Below are 21,727 nucleotides of genomic sequence, written 5' to 3'. Positions count from 1 at the left end.
ATATGAGGAAATAACCTAATGTTTTTGCCTATCCTCTCCCTTGGTGCTTCCTACTGTGCTAGACAAGTTCAATATATAGTTTTTAATTTTTGGGAACAGTATTCTATCGATCAATTTTCCGGTATTGCAATCAACGACAATTTCCCCAACTCAAATCATCGGAGATTGCTGATTAATTTCACTACAAAATCCCAGGCAAAAGATTCTGATTACCGACAAAATTTGTGGGTGGGAATTGGTTTTAAACAAGGGACTTCGGCGCAGTTGATGGTGATAGCCATTGAACAAGTATTTCAAAAATATTTACTCGATGAAAGTGCGATCGCCGGAATTGCTACCATTGATACAAAAGCATCAGATACAGCATTAATAGAAATTTGCCATCAACGCCATTGGCTTTTGCAAACATTTTCCGCAGCAAAGTTATCTACTGTCATAGTCCCCAACCCATCTGCAATCATTACCACAGCCACGGGAACACCCAGTGTTGCAGAAGCGGCGGCGATTTTGGCGGCTGACAATGCCAAACTTGGTGCTAAATTATTGGTTCCAAAAAATATTTTCCGCTTATCAGAACTACCTGGGGTAGTAACTGTAGCGGTGGCGCAAGAAATTTAAGCGTGATTCAGGGAGTTGTAATTACAAGGGAGACAAGGGAGACAAGGGAGAAGGAAGTCTGGCAAATAAGCTGAACTATATTACGAAATTTAAGTCGTCTGGAAACTGTCGCCAATGAATAATGACAGCACCAACTTATACCAATTTAAGAAAAGAATGCGACAGATATAAATCAGGAAAGTCTTACTGGAGCTAGATTTCTTAATTGCGTTAGCGAGGAACGAGCGTCACGTCATTGCGAATTGCGAATTGTCATTATTTATTCAACAGCTCTGAGAAAATAATTAATCACGCTCGACACGATTGATAATACAATTGACCCCAGCAATGCGGGTAAAAAGCCTTTAATCTCAAAACCAGTACTGGGAGTAATAGCACTGGCTAACCACAGAGATAAAGCATTAATGACAAATGTAAATAACCCAAAAGTTAGTAAAGTAATGGGAAAAGCTAACAGGCGTAAAACTGGTCTAATAAAAGCATTGACCAAGCCAATAACCAATGCTGCTACCAAAGCCGCAACAAAGTTATTGACAATAAAACCATCGACAATTCTAGAGGTAATCAGTAACGCCACCGCAGTAGCCAGCCAAGTTAACAAAAAGTGTTTCATATCAAACAGGTACTACTTCCATCACATAAATTGAGTAGAGATGCCATATACCATCCCTACTGAAAACTGACATAACTACGTATTATTAGCCTATCGTTGCCCAGGCGATCGCCGCAAGAGAATGTCCCAGGTAGCGCCACCAGCTACACCATCTTCTTCTAACCCATAACGCCTTTGCAACGCTTTCACTGCGGTTTCGGTGGTGCGTCCAAAATCACCATCGACATTACCACTATTCAAAAAACCAAACCTTTGTAATTGTTTTTGCAACGTGATGACATCTTGACCACTCATCCCTAAACGTAAAATGGGATATCCTTCCGCAGTGTATTGAATTCCCGGAACTTGGCGAAAAGTAATAGTTGGTGCTGCTGGCTTTGTCGGAGTTCTGCGTTGCGTTGTGGGAGTTCTGCGGTTAACTGGTTTTGGTTCTGGTGCTAGTGTTGGTACTTGGGTGGTTCTAGTTCTGGGAGTAGCAGGTCTTGGTTCTGGTTTCGCTACAGCAGTGTTGGTAGTGCTTGGTCGAGTTGCTGACAAAGATGCAGCCGTGTTGGTAGATGCTGGTTCTTTAGGAAACAGTTTTTGCCAAGTAGCCGCATCAACTACCCCATCAGGATTTAAACCAACGGCTTGCTTGAAGCGAGAAACTGCATTTGCCGTATTTTCGTTATAAACTCCATCAACATTGCCTGAGTAAAAGCCTAAAAGCTTGAGTGCGGCTTGCAACTCCGAAACACGTTCTCCTTGGGAGCCAATTTTCAGCGTCGGACGAGAAATTGCAGCATTTGGTACAGCTTGAGCGATTTCCAAAGGTGCAGCCAATGAAACTATAGACGAAGAAGCAACAAATAAAGGCGGAGAAAATAACAGCAGTAACCAATACAACTGATTAGCACTCAAGCAGCGCAAGCCTGACCGTAACTCTAAGTACTTCAAGAAACATGCTGTTAGGCTGCCTTTCATGGAATTTACCCCCAGAATCTTCTGTTGCTAATATTACCAGCCACTGGAGTCCAGAAAAAAGCTAGTACAGCACAATATGGTGGGTTGTGGTGCGATCGCTCCAAATCCAGCGATAATTACAATACCTTAGATGAGTGAGTGCGATCGCTCCCAGTCAAGCGATAATTACAATACCCTCAAAGTAAGCAAATTCCACCCTGAATTTCTTACTAACACTAGTCACACTCAGATAAATCAATGGTTGTGAGAGCCAGTGTTGTGCATCTCTATTGCACAGTCGAAGCTGGGGAAGAAAACTGCGATCACCGCCAGTGTTTCGCAATCAAGGTGCGCGTTCGCGGCGGCTGAAAGTCTTACAGTTTAGGCAATTGAACAAATAATCTAATTTTTTTCTTAATGGGCTTTCTTACTTACGCCCAATCCATAAAGAAATCAAGGATTTTACGAATGTTTAATTGGGAGCAGTGTAGCCACAATTAGACAGTGACTATTTTTAGCTTAAAATGTCTAATCAAAAATCTAAAAAATTAACACCAGAACAGGAAGCTTTAATTTTAAATTATTGGCAGAAGTGGAGAAACATAGCATTTTCGACTGAAGCTATTAATAATAATGTATTAGAGTTTACTGAAAAAATTTATTCACTTGTAAATAAAAGAAGTCCTCAAATTATTTTGTGTAATAGCCCCTATGCAGCAATCAATGAAATGCTATTACTTAATTCTTCTCAGTGCCAATTGAATAATAATTTAGTAGGTAATATAGAAAAAATAGTCAATAAACAACTTAAAGATTTTTGGAAACAAACATTATTGAAAAAAAGCAGTTCAAATCATATAAACTATTTATTAAGAAGTTTAGATGGTGATGATTTAGAGTTTTATACTGACAATCCGTTTAACTTATTAAATATGATTCTGTCTGGGAATCAATCTGAATTGGTTTGGCGACTTTGGAGCAAGAAGATAAATTATGTATGTATTTCACCTTTTAATTGGATATACATTGCTGCCACGTTTGATTTTTTCATTTCAGAGTTGAATTGTTACTATGACCCGGATTTATATCAAGTTGTACAACAAGTATTACTGATGGGTGGAATAATATTTCCTTTTAACGGATTCTGCTTTGTCTGCGATCGCTCAACCAAACTATCCTTTGATCACGAATACCTTCTCCATGCTGAAGGAGAAGCAGCAGTTCAATTCGCTGACGGATATAGTATTTACGCATATCACGGTGTTAGGTTGCCAGACAAATATGGCAAATTACACCCAGAGGAATGGCAACCAAAATGGTTGTTAGAAGAAAAGAATGCTGAACTGCGGCGCGTGTTAATTCAAGGCATTGGTTATTCTCGAATTATTGAACAGTTACAAGCAGTTGAATTAGATTCCTGGCAAGAATACACACTTCTTAAAATTAATTCCGATATAGATATAGAACCAATTTCTTTGTTGAAAATGACCTGTCCTAGCACCCAAAGGATTCATGTATTGCGCGTACCACCGGATATTAAATCAGCACAAGATGGTATTAGCTGGATAAACTGGGGTATTGCTCCTGAAGAATTTAGTGTGCAAACTTAGGCATCTTTTTAGCAGAGTGGCAATGAGAGCAGAGTTTAATCTAAATGCTTATACTAGCTGACTTTACCCCAATGTCGGTTAACCCATATAACACGACATTAGGCTAGGCGATCGCTGTTAGTGCTTTGCAAGTTCTCTGCACTATTGAAGCTAATATCGAGTTCATAAATTGTGTTCACTTAGTAGCTTCCAAAGTATTCAAATAATTGATCAGGATTGTCTAGCCAAGCAGGAGTGTAAATTTCTGCTAGTTTTATCCCGTATTCTTGCTCATCCTCTACATCCATTCCTTGAAAGCTTACATATTCGTCCTCGCTGAGAATGTACGCCGCAAAATCCCGATTTTCAAAACCGTACAATTTACCTCCCTCCTCAAAGCAAGAGTCAGCCGTAGCATCATCAAACACCCGAAGCCTTGCCCAAGTTAATTTATTTGGCAAATCACACTCATACAGCCACCATTCAATAGCAACAATGTGTTTACTCCAGTAAAACTCTTCTTTGGTCACGATATTTGAAGCTTATTAAACTTAAAATTTAGTAAAAAAGATTTAAATGTGCTTAACAACATAATCAACAAACGCGATCGCACTCCTTGAGCTACGACCAAGCAAGGAAGTTGCGCTGCATTGGCTACTAAAAAGCATCATTTATCTGAGTTTTCGGCAAAGTCAGAAAATTTGATTCTTATTTATTGACTACTAAAGCTTGACTTCCATAGATAAAATTACAGCTTTATCAGGGTAAAGTTGAAAGTTTTTCGTAAGTAATCAAGTACATAATTATTAGGACTTACGCAAACACCCTCTCAAATCCTCTTAACTTCGTGTCCTTTGCGCCCTTTGCGGTTCGTTTTTTCATGACTTTGCGTAAGTCCTGATTATGATATTTTCGTCAAACTTTCATTTCTCATAAGTATTTCAACGTCACAATGGCTTTTGATGAGGGACACCAACCGCGCGGGGAAATTGAGGCGGTGTGCTTGCTATCTTTCGCAAATATAAGCAGTGGCGAATGCTATTAGTTAGGGGGGTGGTGAATTGTTCAATTGCTGCAATTTCACCACCTAACTGTTTTACGGCATTTTGCAAAGTTGTGGTTTCTTCTTCTGTCCAAGTACCTCGGTAAATTACGGCTAAACCACCTTTTTTAATTAATGGTAGGCTGTACTCTGCACATTCGGAAGCTGTACCGACGGCGCGAATCAGGGCAAGATCATAAGTTTGGCGGTGTTGAGTTTGCTGACCGATTTCTTCAACTCTGCCAACGAGAGTTTTGCAATTGCTGAGTTCTAGTGAAGTTAATACTTTATCGATAAAAGCAATTTTTTTGCGGGTGGAATCTAACAGAGTAATTGTGCTGTTGGGTGCAATTATTCCTACGGGAACGCCGGGAAAACCTGCACCTGTACCAATATCAATAACAGATGCACCTGTTTGGAGAGATGTAATAAATTGGTTGTTGAGTACAATTCCCCGCAAGGAATCCCAGAGATGTTTTTCCCAAAATTCCTGGGGTGCGGTGATGCGAGTTAAGTTTAATTGGCTGTTACCTTCCAGAATTAACTCATAAAGTTGCTGGAATTGTGCCTGTTGCTGTGTAGTTGGTTGCCAATTGAGGGTTTGCTGCCAAATTTCTGCCATTTCTGGCAGCAAGGGAGTGGTGGAATTAGTCATTAGTCATTGGTCATTGGTCATTGGTCAAACGGCAGAAGACTAAAAGATGAAATTTCATACTTCACACTTCATACTTCATACTTATGAAGTCACGCTGCTGGTTGGGGTTCTTTCACTTTACTACTAAGTGTCGCTGGATCAACTGATTGCAGTTCGCCGTGATTGAGTGTCCAACAACAGTCAGCGATCGCTAACATATCTCCAGCATCATGTGTTACTACTAACAATGTCCAGTCTTGTTTGAGTTTCGCCAATAAATTAACTAGTTGCTGGCGCATTGACCAATCTAACCCGGCTGTAGGTTCATCTAATAACAAGAGGTTTGGCTGACGAATTAACTGCACTGCTAAAGCTAAACGCCGTTGCTGTCCTCCACTTAAAGCATAAGGCGCAGCAGACAAAGATAAATGTTCTAATCCCACTTCAGTAAGTGCTTGCTTGACTCGTTCTGTTCCTAACTCTGGATGTCCTAAGCGCAATTCTTCTAAAATTGTCCCGCCGCAAAAGTGCCGTTCAGGAAACTGAAATACAATTCCCGCTAGTTGTTGTAGTTGTTCGGCGATGAGTCCTTGTTCTCGCCAAAACACTCCGCCAGAAGTTGGTTCGGCCAGTCCAGACAAAATTTCGAGTAAGGTGCTTTTCCCAGAACCACTAGGGCCAATAATTAAACCTAATTGCTGAGGGGGTAATTCTAGGTTAACTGACTTGAGAATTGCGGTTGGGCAAGCTGTGGGATGATAAACTAAATTTCTGAGATAGAGCATTTGTTAAAATTACCAAAATTGGCGAATAGCTTACTAACTAACGTTAACTACACCAAGTACAACCGGAGAATTCCGAAACGCTTCAAGCATGATCTCACAGCCAGACTATCTTTTTATTTTGGCAGAAGAACCCTAGATTCAGAACTAGAACAATCATGGGAACTTGCAAAAATGAGCCTAGTCAACCTTTTGGGAATGTAATGACAAATAGGTTACAGGTGAGAGGTGATAGGTTACAGAGTTAGAAGGATGTTGTTTTTATTTGCATTTCATCGATGTATAGCGGTAGTCAGAGATGTTAGGACAATTTCAAAGCTTGAATGCCAGGAATAGTAAGACTTTTCCTTCTGCCTGGTTGGTGAGCGAACTTGTACTGAGCGCAGCCGAAGTAGCCGAACCACTGCCTCCTGCCTTCTGCTATATTAACTAACTTGGTTACTGCTATTAGGACTAAATTGAGATGAAACATTGTTGCATTCTAGGTAACATATAAAACTATTTCAACCGCAATTATTCTGAGGGTGCTGATGACTCAACCATTTCCCAATGCAAAAATAGTTTTTACTAAATTAACCAAAATTGCCCAGGTAAGTTTTACGACTGCGATCGCATTTCATCTTTGGGTAACTCCTGCTTTTGCTGGCGACCCCTTTGGACGCAACGCAGCACATCAAATTGGCGATCATACAGAAGCGGCTTTTAAAGCTATTTTCCAACAAGGTAATTATCCCGAAGCGGAACGTCACCTCAAAGAAGCCTTAGCAAAAGAACCAAATGAACCCTTAGCTTATGCCATGCAAGCATCGTTGGCATACACCAAGGGGGATATGACAGGTTTAGATAAATATAGCCAGCAAATTTTAGATGCTGGGCAGAAATTAGTTGCTAGTGATCCTTTGCGTGGTAATTTATACACCGCCGTTGGGCATTTTTTTGAAGGTGCGGTAATTGTGACGCGGGAAGGTGCGGCGAAAGGTGCGACTCAAGCTTTAGGTAGGTTGCGCCAGGTGTACGAGTATTTAGATAAAGCCGAAGCGATTTCGCCCAAAGACCCCGAATTGAATTTACTCAGAGGCTACATGGATTTGATGCTTTCTGTTAACTTACCCTTTGCCAATCCAGATGAGGCAATTGGGCGGTTAGAGACAAGTGCAGCACCAAGATATTTGGCAGATAGAGGCATTGCGATCGGCTACCGAGATTTGAAACAATATACTCAAGCCTTAGATTATGCCAATCAAGCAATTCAAGGCGCACCAGATAACCCAGAGTTGTATTATCTCAAAGCCCAAATTCTCAGGGAAAAGGGAAAACGGGAAAAAAGTCAAGAGTTGCTGCGAGATGCGATCGCTAATTTTGACACAGCTTTGACTAAAAAATCCCAATTACCCGCTAGTTTAGTCAAACAAATTGAGCGAGAACGCAATAGTGCAGTGAATCAGCTAAATAAATAGGGATTCAAGAATATTGTTACATTACCCCGTCCCTCTATTTCTCAGATATAACTTCTCTTTTCAAACAAAAATTAACCAAGGATAAGATAAATGGATGTAATTCCTGCAATTGATTTACTTGAAGGTCGTTGTGTGCGACTGTATCAGGGAGATTATGAAAAATCCCAAGTTTTTAGCGAAAATCCTGTTGATGTGGCTAAACAATGGGTAGATCAAGGTGCAACTCGCTTACATTTAGTTGATTTAGATGGTGCAAAAGCAGGTAAAGTAGTAAATTTGAAAGCGATTGAAGCGATCGCTCAAGCAATATCAGTACCAATTGAAATCGGTGGTGGATTGCGCGATCGCTCTAGTGTGCAGCAAGTGTTTAACTTGGGTGTACAATGGGCAATCTTAGGAACTGTCGCTGTCGAACAACCACAGCTAGTCCAAGAACTCTGCCAAGAATTTCCCCAACAAATTATCATCGGTATTGATGCACGAAATGGGAAAGTCGCTACCCGTGGTTGGTTGGAAACCTCGGAAGTTTTAGCCACCCAACTCGCGGTGCGAATGCAAGAATTAGGTGCAGCAGCCATTATCTACACAGATATTCACCGTGATGGTACTCTCAGCGGCCCCAATATTGAAGCATTACGCGAACTCGCCAATGCGATTTCCATCTCCGTAATTGCTTCTGGTGGTGTGAGTTCGGTAACTGATTTGTTGAGTTTATTAGCCTTAGAACCACTAGGTGTCACAGGTGCAATTGTGGGACGTGCTTTGTATACTGGCGATATTTTACTCAAAGAAGCACTACGAGCGATCGGCCCAGGACGCATTCAAGATGTACCACCAAATCTTGGCTTTTCTTCCTTTGCTTAATAATAGTTCGATTTAAAATCGCGGCTAAACACAATCATACATAGTTTCTACTCCACCCTAAGTAGAGACGTTGTATCCAGCGTCTCTACAACTGCAACTACTTTATCCGTCGTCTCTAATTTCCGGAATAGCTATTTACACTGTTGTAATTAAAGTAGTAAAGAGTTTACGAACAATCAGTGTAATCTTATGACTCGTCAAAAACCCCGGAATAACGGTAAGCCACGTCAAACAGAACCTGGTGCTATTCGGTTTATTGGCAAAATTGACACAATCAATCAACAGAACTCGAACAAAATTGATAAACCAGAATAGTTTTTTGTAAAACTTAACTAACTATAGCAATCACATTTACTAAAACTTTTAATTTTTTACAATATTGGGTTTCTTCTCTATCTAGAGGCGCAAGTATAACCGCGTCTCTTTTTTATTTTTATATGTAAATTTTTTGACTAATTTCTGGATTCAGTAATATTCTTGTTGTATGTCAATATAGAGTTAATTCCACAGTATTATGTCTAACCAAAAATCAAACCCCAACCCCCAACCCAACAAAAAATCTAATGAAAGCGTAACGCCCCGCAAGAAACCTCTGAACAATGGTAAACCGAATAAAACCGAACCCTGATTATCAATAATTATTGACTACAAATTATGCCTAAATAGTAGAGACGTAATTTAGAATTACGTCTCTAAATTAATTTTTATTTATTCTTCACCTGACTTTTTGCTTGTTCTAACGCAATCTCTTTAATTGCTTGGTAAGAATTGACATTTGCAGTTCCTTCAATTGCCTTAACTGCTAAATCTTGGACTTGTTTCAATGCAGAGTCTAATTGTTTCGATAGATTTTGAATCCGTGTTTCTTGATTAGTGATAGTCTGTTCTAAAGATTGTAATCTCTGCTCATAAAAACGCTTCTGTCCTTCGACTTCTTTCCCATATAAATCAGATTTTACCTTGGCTTGGTAATGAGCGATTCCTTTACCTTCTTCTGTAGCTTTTTTGATGGCTGCTTCTTTCTCTTTCGGGAATGCTTCTACCTTTGCTTTCGCTTCTTCAAACTGCTTTTCGCGTTCTGCAATTTGTTTTTCCTTTTCAGCCCATTGCTTTTCTGTTTCTTGTTGAAATTCTTCTAACTGCTTGTATAAAGTTTTTTGAGTTTGTTCATATTCATCAGATTCTAATTTGCGTTGCAACTCCAAATCATATTTATACTCGGCTGTGTCTCGTTGTCGGGTTTTATTTAAATTATCATTGCGTTCTTTAATTGATTGCTTATATTCGTCCTGTTCTTTTTGCCAAGTAATACGTTGCTCAAGTATTTCTTGTGATAATATTTCATAACGCTGATTATATTCTTCTTGATATGCCTTAGAATTATCTTCATAGGCTGTAATCAAAGTATCTAATGTATCTTCACCAACTTCTAAATTATGTAATTGTTTTAAGGCGGTAATTTCTGTTTCTACAGATTGCCTAATTTCTCCTAATTTAGAGGCTTGGGTGGTTAACTGTTCTGATAACTCATTTGCCGCACTACCAAAGCCCAATTGAATTTTAGCTAAACTTTCAATTGTATAATTCATCTTTTGTTGGATAGTTGCAGGCTGAGTCATAGTGATAGTTGTATTTTGTTCTACTTTTGGCTTTTCTACGTTGGTATTTTGATTTGCTTTTAAGGCTTGATTTAGTTGAGTTTTTAGCCCTGATGTTTCTTTAGATAACTCTTCATAAGCTTGCAGAATTTCTGCTTTAGTATTCTTATCTGTGAGTTTTTTACTAGCCATATTTAACCTCCAATGATTCTAAATTACTCAGATAAGAATTATCTATTTAGCAGCAGAATTACCAAAAGCTCTCATAGCTAAATCTTGCGCTTGCTTCAGAGTGGCTTGTAATTGGGTAGAAATACTTTCGATTTGTTCAGTTTGCTTGGTAATTGTCTGTTCTAAGCTTTGGATTTTGAGTTCATAGCTTTGCTTGGTAGATTCCCATTCTTTCTCAAATAAATCAGCTTCAATTTTGGCTTTTTGACTAGTTTCTTTAATTGCTTCTTCTCGCGCTTTTTTCACGGCTTCTTCCAATTCAGTGGGGAAAGCCGCTACTTTTTGCTGATATTCTTTAAATAAAGCTTGATTACTAGATAAAACTTTCTCCCGTTCAGTCCAGTCTTTTTCTTTTTCCTGTGTCTTTTCTTGGATATCTCTTTCTGAGGTGCGTTTTTTGGCTTCGTAAGCATCGGTGTTGAGCTTACGAGTAGTTTCTAATTTATATTGATATTCTTCTTGTTCTCGTTGACGTTCTTTATTAGTTGTATCATTGTATGCTGTGATAGCTTCTTCATATTCTGACTGCTCTTTTTGCCATTCTTTACGTTTGAGAGCAATTTCTTTTTCAATAGATTCTTGTTTACTGGCGGTATCTTGTTCTAAAGTTTTTAACTTTTCTTGATGTTCTTGAGTAAGAATATCTAATGTATCTGCAACAATTCTAATTCTTTGCAGTTCTTGAAGGTTTTGAGTAGCAATTTCTATCGCTCGGTTGAGTTCATCTAATTTGGAGTTTTCTTTTGCCAGTTTTTCTGATAAAGAGGTGACAATACTACCAAATTCAAGTTGTAAATCGGCTAAACCTTTAACAATGCTATCAACTGTATATGTAGAAGCCGCAGTTAAAATTTCTTGGTTTTTGGCTTTTTCAGCTTCTTCTTGTTTAGTCGCAATTTTTGATTCTAATTTTTTTTGTTCAGCTAAAATTTGTTGAAATGCTTGTATTAGTTGCTGTTTACTGTCTTTAACTGCAACTGAAGTCATACTCAAACTCCCTTAATTAGCAATGAATTGAACAGGTAGCAAACCATACCAATAGCTACCCTATGCAGACATCAGAGTAACCTTTAACACAGTGATTTTTGTTCAGTACAAATACTGGAATAAAGAAATACTTAAAATCCAGTACGATGTCAATTAACCGTACTGCTTTAGTTGTTGGTATGGCTTCTAGTTAGTAGAAGGCAGAAGGCTTTAAATGTCCTTCCCTAATACTGCGATCGCTTGTATATAGTAAATTTGTACTAACAAGTATACTCAAACTCTCTTGCCCTTGTCAAGAGAGAGTGATGGCTGACGTGAAAAGCTTGTTTTTCGGCGATGTAGCAGTGTAGAATCACCTAGTCTGCAACTAGTAGCAGATAACAGCAAACTCCATAACATTTGAGTGTGAAGTTTGACAACGAGTTTTTTGCTAATATGCAACAAACTTGCTTTATAATGTTTTGTAGACATGACTGTTATATATGTTACTTTTTGCAAAGTAATTTGCTCAGGTGCGACAGTGAATGCACCGAGAGATTAGATAATTGACTCGTTTCTCAATATTGATACAAGCACAGGGCAGACTTTTGTGATATCAATGTACACCAGTGAATCGACCAAGTATTCTGCCAGAGCAGATATCGGACACACAAGTCAGATTCTAGTGGTAGAAGATGAAGAGTTAATCCAAGAGATGCTCTCTGTAGCATTGGAGGAGGAAGGTTACGGGGTCGTGACAGCGCCAGATGGCAGGGTTGCGATCGAGTATCTCAAAAGTGTTGAACCCAACTCCGGTGAGTTCCCTTTTGATTTGGTGATTCTTGACTTGATGTTGCCGCAAATCAATGGTTTAGATATTTGTCGCTTATTGCGCCATCAAGGCAATCCAGTGCCGATTTTGATGCTGAGTGCCAAGGGAAGTGAAACCGATCGCGTGTTGGGTTTAGAAGTTGGTGCAGATGACTATCTCACCAAACCATTTAGTATGCGGGAATTAGTGGCTCGTTGTCGCGCCTTGTTGCGTCGTCAACGTTTAAGCACTTTACCGCAATTACCCGTTCTGAAATACAAAGACGTGACCTTAAACCCCCAAGAATGTCGGGTACTAGTGCGGGGTCAAGAAGTTAATCTTTCCCCAAAAGAATTTCGGTTGTTGGAATTGTTTATGAGTTATGCGCGGCGAGTTTGGTCGCGGGAACAGTTGTTAGATCAGGTTTGGGGGCCAGATTTCGTTGGGGATAGCAAGACTGTAGATGTTCACATTCGCTGGTTGCGGGAGAAGTTAGAGTTAGATCCTAGCCACCCCGAATATATTGTGACTGTAAGAGGATTTGGCTATCGTTTCGGATAATTGGTGAAGATAGTTGTTAGTTTTTATTAATTACGACGCAACTAGCAACTGGGACTCACAATGTTCTTATTGGGATTAATTCTAGGTTTGGCGGTAGGTATAGGGTTTTGGATTTGGCAACAGATTCAATTAAACCGTTACTTGGGGAGAGTTCTTCAACCCTACTCTAGTTCTACAGATGTAGCTCTACCGCTATTACCTCGTTTGCGTCAGGAAATCAAGACATTACAACAGCAGCGCCAAGATTTACAGCAATCCCTACAAACTTATCAAGACCTATTGGATTTTGCACCCATAGGATACTTGCAAGTAGATGAAGAAAATCAATTGCTGTGGTGCAACGAACAAGCGCGAGAAATTTTATCTCTGCAACGATGGCAACCGGGACAGGTGCGCTTGCTGTTAGAATTGGTGCGTTCCTATGAATTAGATCGGTTGGTGGAACAAACACGCGATCGCCAAAAACCCCAAACCAAAGAATGGTTATTTCATCCCTCATCCGACAATCCAGCCGAACTACCTACAATCAAGTCTATGACCTTACGCGCCTCTGGCTTACCCTTACCCAATGGTCAAGTAGGCGTATTTTTAGAAAATCGTCAACCACTTTTAGACGTAAATCAAGAACGCGATCGCTCATTTTCTGATTTAGCCCATGAACTCAGAACACCCTTAACTTCCATTCGCCTGGTTGCAGAAACCTTACAACATCGCCTAGAACCACCCTTAAACCGTTGGGTTGACCGCTTGATGCAAGAAGTTGACCGATTAATTAGCTTAGTCCAAGGCTGGTTAGAACTAACGCAAATCGAAGCTAACCCAACCATGCAATTGCATTTAGAACCAGTGGAATTGCGATCGCTGATTACATCGGTTTGGGAAACCTTAGAACCCTTAGCACAAAGACAACACCTGTCGCTGCACTATTCTGGGCCGGAAGATATTTGGGTAAAAGCTGATCAAGCCAGAATTTATCAAGTTTTTTTAAATTTGCTTGACAATAGTATTAAATACAGTTCTCCTAGCACCAACATTCAAGTAGAAGCAAAGATTAAATTTTCTGAAGACAATCATCAAAATAATTCGATATCTCCCTTGTTAGAAATAAATTTAATTGATGCTGGGGCAGGTTTTTCCGAAGCCGATTTACCACATATTTTTGAGCGATTTTATCGGGGAGATAAAGCTAGAACACATTCCCCCTTACAAGATAATTCCATTGGTTCTATTGTCGGCAATGGTTTGGGTTTAGCGATCGTCCGGCAAATTCTCTTAGCTCACGGTGGTTCCATTAAAGCCATGAATCACCCCCAAACAGGTGGTGCTTGGATGCAGGTGATACTTCCCGAAGTTGTGGCGAACTCTCAAAGCCAAGACTATAGTTAATAGTATCTTCACTTTTGAGAATACAAGTGTGGAAGCTGTCGTTTATAATCCCAACCCTGACAGTTCTCAGTTGGCGCGTGCCATCAGGCGCTTAGAACGAGATGTTTTACGTATGGGAGCTTTGGTAGAACAATCATTTCGCCTCAGCCACCAAGCGTTATTTGCTCGTAACCTTACGGCTGCTGAAGAACTCCCCCAATTAGATAAAAAAATTGACCGTTTTTATAGACAAATAGAATCAGACTGTACAGCCATCATGACTCAAGCACCAACAGCCCAAGATTTGCGCTGTTTGAGTGCTTTTATGCAATTAGTCCGAGATTTAGAACGGATAGGAGATTATGCTAAAGATTTAGGCAAAATAGCAGTTAAACTTTTCCCTTATCCACCTCATACATCTTTACCAGAAATTGAAATCATGTCACACCATGCCCAAGCAATGTTAGCAACTAGCTTGGTAGCTTTGGCTGATTTAGATGAAGCTGGTGGACGAGGAATTAAGCACTTAGATGATGCGGTAGATAATGCGTATGATCGCCTTTATCAAACTTTAGCTCAACAACGGGATATTCCTGGAGTGGTGGAGCCAATTATTTTGTTAGCACTAGCAATTCGTTGTTTGGAACGGATGGCAGATCACGCTACTAATATTGGTCAGAGAGTAGCATATATTGTCACTGGTCAACGAGGTTAATAATAGGTTTGATTGCCGAATTTATTTGTGTAGACAGGGAGTAGGGAATGGGGAGTAGCTGTATTGATTTTTCCCCAAATCAAATATGGGTTTTTGAGATTTTTCCACATTATGGAATTGATGATTTAGCAAATATTTTGTGACTAAATACAACATAAAAAAATCGAGAATTGGGATATATAAAGTTCCAATTCTCGATTTTTTTAGCTGAGGAATCAAGAGATCCCCGACTTCTTTAAGAAGTCGGGGATCTGAACTGACTGGTATTTTGAAATACCAAAAAGTTAAAACTTGCTTAACTGAGTTAGATTTCACTGAATTTTTACCTATTCTTAACCTTAGCTGATTAGAGTATCGGAAATCACAGGAACTATCGCTTTACTGATATAAATGAGTATCAAGCGTCGGGATTTATTGCTATTGATGGGAGGTAGCGCGAGTGCATTGGCGCTGGCTAATCTCACAGGTTGCGGTCAAAAGACAACGACGCAAAGAAACACATCATTTGTAGGAGAATCGGCATTTTCATTTAAACCAATTAAAGGGCCGATTCCCTTAGAAACAGCAGGCTTCAATCGAGAACAGCAACAAGTTCAATATAGTAGTTATGAAATTGTAGATGACTTGGTACTGCCAGAAGGGTTTGGATATCAAGTCATTGCGGCTTGGGGTGATCAAGTCGGGGATTCGCGCTTTGGTTACAACAACGATTATTTATCGTTTATCTCCACCACTGAAAATGCTGGCTATCTGGCAGTGAACTTTGAGTATATCAGTGCAATTCCTTGGATGGAAACCTATCAGCAAGTCATTGGTCAATCATTACCATTTGCTGAGGTGAAAGCGGCTTTAGACAGCACAAATTCCGGGAAAAGTGCCATTAACGCATATACTTTGCCAGATAATAATCCAGTAAAAGCTCAAATTGCCGAAATTTGTCAAGCAGCTTTATTAGACCAAGGTTTAGGTGTAATTTCCCTGCAAAAAACAGCCAATGGCAAGTGGGAAAGAACCAATTCCCCAGCAGATAGACGCATTAGTGGAATTTCGGGCTTAAAAGATAATCGTTATTTAAAAGCCACAGGCCCCGCCGTGGCAATATTTCGCAAGCAAACAGGACAAGGATACATCGATAAACTGGGCGATCGCATTATTGGGACTTTCGCCAACTGTGCAGGGGGAACAACACCTTGGGGTACAGTTTTGAGTGCCGAAGAAAATTTCCAAGCCCAAGTGCCAGAACCAGTTTATGCTGATGGTACAGCTTTTGACCCTGGGACATTGCCCTTTGCTTTGGGTGATGAAGAATTATTCGGACAAGGAAATGTATTTGGTTTAGCCGGGAATAAATATGGTTGGATTGTGGAAATTGACCCTGCCAACCCCCAAGATTACGGGACAAAACACACTTGGTTAGGACGTTATCGCCATGAAGCCGTCGGTGTGCGGGTAGAAGCAGGTAAACCACTCGCGTTTTATTCAGGATGCGATCGCCGTGGTGGACATATATATAAATTTGTCAGCCGTGATCAGGTAAAAAATCCCCAAGACAAAGGCAATTCACGGCTATTACAACAGGGAATGCTGTACGCCGCCAAATTCAACGCTGATGGTACTGGTAGCTGGATACCCCTAAAAGCCGAGACTCCGGTGAATCCAGATGTGCCGAGTCAAATTGCTGGTAATATCATTTTGTTGCCCCTGGGAACCAAAGCTGAAACAACAGACCTGAAGGCGGGTTATTTTGCAGTCAGCAAAGATGAAGCGATCGCCCAGTACAAACAAAAGTATCAAAAACTCGCAGACCTTTACACAGGCAACACTGAAGAAAAACAAGGCGCAATTTTAATTGATGCACATTACGCCGCTAATGCTGCTGGCGCTACCTGCACAGCCCGTCCAGAAGATACAGAAATTGCCCCCAACGGTGATTTATACATCACTTTTACATCTGGTGCGCCAGACAAACAAGGTGGTTCAGATGTGCGAGTATTTAAAAGTCCCAAAGGTGAACCAGGCTATGAATACGGCTGGGTGATGCGTTTAACTGAAGATAACAACGACCCCGCCGCCATGAGTTTTCGTTGGCAAATGTTAGCCACAGGTGGAGAACCAGCCGCAGGCGGGATGGGTTTTGCCAATCCCGATAATTTATTACTCGACCGACAAGGTAATGTCTGGATGGTGACAGATATTTCCACCACCAAACTCAATAACGCCGTGAATAACCGCAATGCTGAACCCGGAAAATCGGTGAGTTTGTCTGGCTTGTTTGGCAATAACTCTATGTGGTTTATCCCCACCAGTGGCGCAGATGCAGGCAAAGCCTTTTTATTTGCAATGGGGCCAATGGAATGTGAAACGACAGGCCCTTGTTTCACAAATGATCAAACAACTATGTTCTTATCTATACAACATCCAGGTGAAACAAATGGCACAAGAAAAAACCAAGCAATCGAAACCAGGCAATTTGTAGTGACCCATACCACAGGTGAAGAATTTTTGCAAACTCGCAAAGTTCCCGTTGGTTCTAATTGGCCTGATAAAACACCAAATGCACCCCCAAAACCGGCGGTTATCGCTATCACAAAAACGGCAATATCTACTAACAAAACCTATCAAAATATTCAATTAGCTACATAATCAGCCATTTATTATTTAGCTAAAATCTTCTGGTTTTATCAAGCAAATAGCTGTTAAGAGTTGGACTCAATAATTTTGCTGCGATCGCCTTGAGAACAAATCAAAACTTTCACCAGATCCCATAAAATTTATAATGACATCTACTAGTCTGACACCAACATTTCCGACCGCATCTATTAGTGAGCAACTATCACTAAAAATTTTTGCCAGAAAAGAAATTATTCCCTTAAGAAACGAGGTCATCTGGCGCATCGAACGTGGTGCAGTCCGCACCCTTACTTGGGCTGAAGATGGAACCTTCATCACGTTAGGTTACTGGGGGCCAGGAGATTTGATTGGTTCTCCCTTATCGAAAGTGAAACCCTACCAAATTGAGTGCCTTACCAGTGTTGAGGTAAGTATTGTACCTGCTTATCTCTGGCATCAAGATATGGCAGGTTTGTTTTCCCATATTCAACAATCAGAAGAGCTTTTAAGCATTGTCCATCTCAAACCCATTTCCCTGCGGTTATGGAAATTTTTGGTTTGGCTGAGTGATAAATTTGGACGGGATGTCGAACAAGATCGAGTTATCGACATCAACATCACTCATCAAGAAATTGCCGAAGTTTTAAACACCACTAGAGTGACAATTACCCGATTATTACAACAATTTGAAGAAGAAGGTGTCTTGTTAAGATACAAGCGGCGGATTATTTTGCGTTTACCAAATAAATTTACTACCCAAACTATAGCTAAAAACAATGCTTATTAACTTGTGTTGGTTGCATCCTGTCTGATATATTGATGCCTGTAATTATTTAGTGAATACCCATAAAACAAGCAGCGATTGTAGCCCAAATACATCCATACATTGCACTAGTGGGTGTGAGTGAGAGTAAAGATAATGAACAGACTTTTTTGGAATGTACTAAAAGTTAGTCCAGCAATTTTGGCTGCTTCTTTATCAGCAGCTAACAGTGCCTTAGCTGCTGAAGCTAACGAACAAATCACAACCGTGGCTCAGTTGTCTGAACAGTCAGATAGCATGGGGCAGGTAACATCCGTATCGCAGTTTTCGGATGTGCAACCAACAGATTGGGCATTCCAAGCGTTACAGTCTTTAGTAGAACGTTATGGTTGTATCGCAGGTTATCCCAACGGTACATATCGGGGCAATCGAGCTTTAACTCGCTATGAGTTTGCGGCTGGTTTGAATGCTTGTTTAGATAGAGTTAATGAATTAATCGCCACAGCCACAGCAGATTTAGTCACCAAAGAAGACTTAGCCACATTACAACGTTTACAAGAAGAATTTTCTGCGGAATTGGCAACTCTGCGCGGTCGGGTAGATGCACTAGAAGCCCGCACTTCTGAGTTAGAAGCCAATCAATTTTCTACTACCACCAAGTTAGTTGGTGAAGCTATTTTTGACGTATCTCAAGCCTTTGGTGGGAACCAAGCGGTATCTAACCCCAGTACACCCACAACAGATTTAACCTCCAACACTACTTTTGATTATCGGGTACGTTTAAACTTACTGAGCAGCTTCACTGGTACAGATCAACTGCAAGTCCGGTTACAAGCTGGTAATATCGCCAATAACAGAGCTGTCACCGGTACCAGTCAAACCCGTCTGTCATTTGCTGACCCGACTGACAACCAAGTTCAAGTTGATAAAATTAACTACGCTTTCAATTTGAGCGATTCTATTCGGGTGAAGGTTGATGCTAACACTGCTGAGTTGTGGGAAAACGTCAACGTCTTCAACCCAGACTTTAGAAGCAGTGGAACAGGTGCAATTTCACGTTACGGACGTTTCAGCCCGATTTATCGTGTAGGTTCTGGCGGCGCTGGCTTAACGGTTACTGTTAACCCTAAAGGCCCTATTACCTTAAGTGGAGCTTATTTAGCATCTAAAGCCAGTACCCCCGATGCAGGCTTTGGCTTGTTCAACGGTGACTATGCAGCTTTTGGACAACTAGAATTTAAACCCAGTCAAGCTTTTAATATTGGTTTCGCCTACGCCCATACTTACGACGGTGGTAGAACTTCACCAGCTGGTACAGCAAGTAACGCTATCAACTTCATTGGTAATACTGGTAGTGCATTTGCTATCGCTCCCTTTGGTACTACTGTTGCGACCAGTGGTAATCACTACGGTATCCAAGCAAGTTTTAGACCCAGTGATAAGTTGACTCTTGGTGCTTGGGCTGGTTACTCTAATGCTGTAGCGGAAAGTGGCCCCAATAGAGGTAGAGATGCAGAAATCATCTACTGGGCTGGAACTTTAGCACTCAAAGATTTTGGTAGAGAAGGTAACGTACTGGGTTTAGTATTTGGTCAGCAGCCAACAGTTACAGATACTCCTGTTGCTAACCGTAGAGATGGAGATACTGCTTATCATTTGGAAGGTCTCTACAAAATCAAAGTTAGCAACAATATTCAAGTGACTCCTGGTTTGTTGGTAATTTTCAACCCAGAAAATAACGACAGAAACGATACGATCTACGTCGGTACACTTCGTACAACTTTCGCTTTCTAAATTCACACTTACGTGATATAATCAAAACAGAGTTTCTGAGTATTTTCCCTTAAAAAATAATAAGGAAAATACCCAGAAACTTTGACGGTATGGTGTGAGTGAAAGCAAACAAAATCATGAAAAATTCTTTCTGGAATGTACTAAAAGTTAGTCCAGCAGTTTTAGCTGCGTCTTTACTAGCAGCTAACAGCGCCTTAGCTGGAGAAGCTAACGAACAAATCACAACTGTTGCACAGTTGACCCAACAAAACGACAGTATGGGTCAAGTAACATCCGTATCGCAGTTTTCGGATGTGCAACCAACAGATTGGGCATTCCAAGCGTTACAGTCTTTAGTAGAACGTTATGGTTGTATCGCAGGTTATCCCAACGGTACATATCGGGGCAACCGAGCTTTAACTCGTTATGAGTTTGCGGCTGGTTTGAATGCTTGTTTAGACAGAGTTAACGAATTAATTGCTACAGCCACAGCAGATTTAGTCACTAAAGAAGATTTAGCGACATTACAACGTCTACAAGAAGAATTTTCTGCGGAATTGGCAACTCTGCGCGGTCGGGTAGATGCACTAGAAGCCCGCACTTCTGAGTTAGAAGCTAATCAATTTTCTACTACTACCAAGTTAGTTGGGGAAGCTATTTTTACTGTAGCTGCGCCTTTTGGGGATGACCGTGCTGATACCACCACAAGTAGAACCGATAATGCTGACTTAGATAGCAATGTTATTTTTGCTAACCGGGTGCGGTTGAACTTGTACACCAGTTTCACAGGCTCAGATAGATTGCAAACTCGTTTGCAAGCTCGAAATCTCACGCCATTTGGTACTGCTGTTACAGGAACCAACATGACTCGCTTAGGTCATGATGGTGACAACGGAAACGAGGTTGAAATTGATAAACTCAACTATGAATTCAACCTGGGAAGTGATGCAGTGCGGGTTAAAGTTGATGCGTTTGGTGCAGAACTGTGGAACAACATCAACGTGTTCAACCCAGACTTTAGAAGTAGCGGTACAGGTGCTTTATCCCGCTACGGACGTTTCAGCCCAATTTATCGTGCATCATCTCCTGGTGGTGCTGGTTTGACTGTGACAGTCAACCCCAAAGGCCCCATCAGCATCACAGGTGCGTATCTTGCACCTAACGCTAGTGACCCCAGCCAAGGTAATGGTCTGTTCAACGGATCTAATGCCTACTTTGGTCAAATAGACTTTAAACCAAGCAAACAGATAAACGTTGGTTTTGCTTACTCTCGCACTTATCAAAATGATGGTGCTGATATTGATGTCAACCTGTTTGGTAGCCAAGGTAGTTCTCTTTCCAACAGACCTTTCGGTAATATTGGTACCACAGCTAATAACTACAGTTTCATGGCTAACTTCCGCCCCACCGATAAAATTGGCATTGGTGGTTGGGTAGGCTACACAGATGCAGAAGCTGTACAGGGTACAGCCTCTGGTAATGCAGATATTTGGTACTGGGCTGCTAACTTATCAGTTAAAGACCTGGGTAGAGAAGGCAACACCTTGGGGATCATTTTTGGTCAACCACCCAAAGTTACTGACCTGAACTTTGGTACTAGAGCAAATACCGACAGAGACACTTCTTATCACTTAGAAGGTCTTTATAAAATCAAAGTCAGCGATAACATCTTAGTTACTCCTGGCTTGTTGGTAATCTTCAACCCAGAACATAACGACAACAACGATACTATCTACGTAGGTACACTGCGTACCACCTTCTCTTTCTAGATTTCAGTTTTGGATGAGATGAAT

At 40.7% G+C, this 21,727-nt stretch carries 19 protein-coding genes; 12 read left to right on the top strand and 7 right to left on the bottom strand.

Annotation, left to right across the window (positions count from 1 at the left end):
* Positions 1 to 18 precede the first annotated feature (18 nt).
* Entirely contained in the window at positions 19 to 618 is a 600-nt protein-coding gene (locus H6G77_RS35860) for a cobalamin biosynthesis protein (RefSeq protein WP_190591407.1), read from the top strand.
* A 259-nt stretch (positions 619 to 877) separates the two neighbouring features.
* On the opposite strand, the gene H6G77_RS24900 is transcribed toward H6G77_RS35860, so the two are convergent.
* Together H6G77_RS24900 and H6G77_RS24895 are read right to left on the bottom strand one after the other, a co-directional pair.
* The gene (locus H6G77_RS24900) at positions 878 to 1,231 is read right to left on the bottom strand and encodes a phage holin family protein (RefSeq protein ID WP_190591406.1); all 354 of its coding nucleotides are present in this window, start codon (positions 1,229 to 1,231) and stop codon (positions 878 to 880) included.
* A 90-nt stretch (positions 1,232 to 1,321) separates the two neighbouring features.
* Positions 1,322 to 2,194, bottom strand: a complete 873-nt coding sequence (locus tag H6G77_RS24895) for a peptidoglycan-binding protein (protein ID WP_190873009.1) — start codon at positions 2,192 to 2,194, stop codon at positions 1,322 to 1,324.
* A gap of 503 nt (positions 2,195 to 2,697) precedes the next feature.
* Between H6G77_RS24895 and H6G77_RS24890 the strand changes: the two genes are divergently transcribed.
* Positions 2,698 to 3,783: a DUF6745 domain-containing protein gene (locus H6G77_RS24890; RefSeq protein WP_190873008.1), complete on the top strand. Its 1,086-nt coding sequence runs from the start codon at positions 2,698 to 2,700 to the stop codon at positions 3,781 to 3,783.
* A 179-nt stretch (positions 3,784 to 3,962) separates the two neighbouring features.
* Here the strand turns inward: H6G77_RS24890 and H6G77_RS24885 are convergent, their stop codons facing one another.
* The 3 genes from H6G77_RS24885 to H6G77_RS24875 form a co-directional block, all read right to left on the bottom strand.
* Complete coding sequence (locus tag H6G77_RS24885; RefSeq protein WP_011319159.1) at positions 3,963 to 4,292, bottom strand: hypothetical protein; 330 nt, start codon at positions 4,290 to 4,292, stop codon at positions 3,963 to 3,965.
* A 417-nt stretch (positions 4,293 to 4,709) separates the two neighbouring features.
* Positions 4,710 to 5,459, bottom strand: a complete 750-nt coding sequence (gene rsmG / locus H6G77_RS24880; protein ID WP_190873007.1) for a 16S rRNA (guanine(527)-N(7))-methyltransferase RsmG — start codon at positions 5,457 to 5,459, stop codon at positions 4,710 to 4,712.
* An 89-nt stretch (positions 5,460 to 5,548) separates the two neighbouring features.
* Entirely contained in the window at positions 5,549 to 6,223 is a 675-nt protein-coding gene (locus tag H6G77_RS24875; RefSeq protein ID WP_190591402.1) for an ABC transporter ATP-binding protein, read from the bottom strand.
* A 527-nt stretch (positions 6,224 to 6,750) separates the two neighbouring features.
* Here H6G77_RS24875 and H6G77_RS24870 point away from each other — a divergent pair.
* From H6G77_RS24870 to H6G77_RS36330, 3 genes are all read left to right on the top strand, one after another.
* Positions 6,751 to 7,677, top strand: coding sequence for a Sll0314/Alr1548 family TPR repeat-containing protein (locus tag H6G77_RS24870; protein WP_190591401.1), 927 nt, complete (start codon positions 6,751 to 6,753; stop codon positions 7,675 to 7,677).
* Between the two features lie 90 nt (positions 7,678 to 7,767).
* Positions 7,768 to 8,541, top strand: a complete 774-nt coding sequence (gene hisA, locus H6G77_RS24865; RefSeq protein ID WP_190591400.1) for a 1-(5-phosphoribosyl)-5-[(5-phosphoribosylamino)methylideneamino]imidazole-4-carboxamide isomerase — start codon at positions 7,768 to 7,770, stop codon at positions 8,539 to 8,541.
* 189 nt (positions 8,542 to 8,730) lie between these two features.
* On the top strand, positions 8,731 to 8,856 hold the full coding sequence (locus H6G77_RS36330; protein ID WP_277877280.1) for a hypothetical protein: 126 nt from the start codon (positions 8,731 to 8,733) through the stop codon (positions 8,854 to 8,856).
* Between the two features lie 389 nt (positions 8,857 to 9,245).
* Here the strand turns inward: H6G77_RS36330 and H6G77_RS24860 are convergent, their stop codons facing one another.
* Together H6G77_RS24860 and H6G77_RS24855 are read right to left on the bottom strand one after the other, a co-directional pair.
* Positions 9,246 to 10,331, bottom strand: a complete 1,086-nt coding sequence (locus H6G77_RS24860; RefSeq protein WP_190873006.1) for a hypothetical protein — start codon at positions 10,329 to 10,331, stop codon at positions 9,246 to 9,248.
* Positions 10,332 to 10,373: 42 nt separating this feature from the next.
* Positions 10,374 to 11,357, bottom strand: coding sequence for a hypothetical protein (locus H6G77_RS24855; protein ID WP_190676285.1), 984 nt, complete (start codon positions 11,355 to 11,357; stop codon positions 10,374 to 10,376).
* 598 nt (positions 11,358 to 11,955) lie between these two features.
* Here H6G77_RS24855 and H6G77_RS24850 point away from each other — a divergent pair.
* From H6G77_RS24850 to H6G77_RS24820, 7 genes are all read left to right on the top strand, one after another.
* On the top strand, positions 11,956 to 12,708 hold the full coding sequence (locus H6G77_RS24850) for a winged helix-turn-helix domain-containing protein (protein ID WP_190591397.1): 753 nt from the start codon (positions 11,956 to 11,958) through the stop codon (positions 12,706 to 12,708).
* A gap of 60 nt (positions 12,709 to 12,768) precedes the next feature.
* A complete protein-coding gene (locus H6G77_RS24845; RefSeq protein WP_190676287.1) occupies positions 12,769 to 14,094 on the top strand; it encodes a PAS domain-containing sensor histidine kinase in 1,326 nt (441 codons plus the stop codon).
* Between the two features lie 28 nt (positions 14,095 to 14,122).
* Positions 14,123 to 14,788, top strand: a complete 666-nt coding sequence (gene phoU / locus H6G77_RS24840; protein ID WP_190873005.1) for a phosphate signaling complex protein PhoU — start codon at positions 14,123 to 14,125, stop codon at positions 14,786 to 14,788.
* A 390-nt stretch (positions 14,789 to 15,178) separates the two neighbouring features.
* The gene (locus H6G77_RS24835) at positions 15,179 to 17,431 is read left to right on the top strand and encodes a PhoX family phosphatase (protein WP_190873004.1); all 2,253 of its coding nucleotides are present in this window, start codon (positions 15,179 to 15,181) and stop codon (positions 17,429 to 17,431) included.
* 133 nt (positions 17,432 to 17,564) lie between these two features.
* A complete protein-coding gene (locus H6G77_RS24830) occupies positions 17,565 to 18,185 on the top strand; it encodes a Crp/Fnr family transcriptional regulator (protein ID WP_190591393.1) in 621 nt (206 codons plus the stop codon).
* A 132-nt stretch (positions 18,186 to 18,317) separates the two neighbouring features.
* The gene (locus H6G77_RS24825; RefSeq protein WP_190873003.1) at positions 18,318 to 19,955 is read left to right on the top strand and encodes an iron uptake porin; all 1,638 of its coding nucleotides are present in this window, start codon (positions 18,318 to 18,320) and stop codon (positions 19,953 to 19,955) included.
* A 116-nt stretch (positions 19,956 to 20,071) separates the two neighbouring features.
* Complete coding sequence (locus tag H6G77_RS24820) at positions 20,072 to 21,703, top strand: iron uptake porin (protein ID WP_190873002.1); 1,632 nt, start codon at positions 20,072 to 20,074, stop codon at positions 21,701 to 21,703.
* Positions 21,704 to 21,727: the final 24 nt, after the last annotated feature.

Source organism: Aulosira sp. FACHB-615 (genome assembly GCF_014698045.1).
Taxonomy (GTDB): Bacteria; Cyanobacteriota; Cyanobacteriia; order Cyanobacteriales; family Nostocaceae; genus Nostoc_B.
This window is presented reverse-complemented; position numbering and strand designations above follow the sequence as displayed.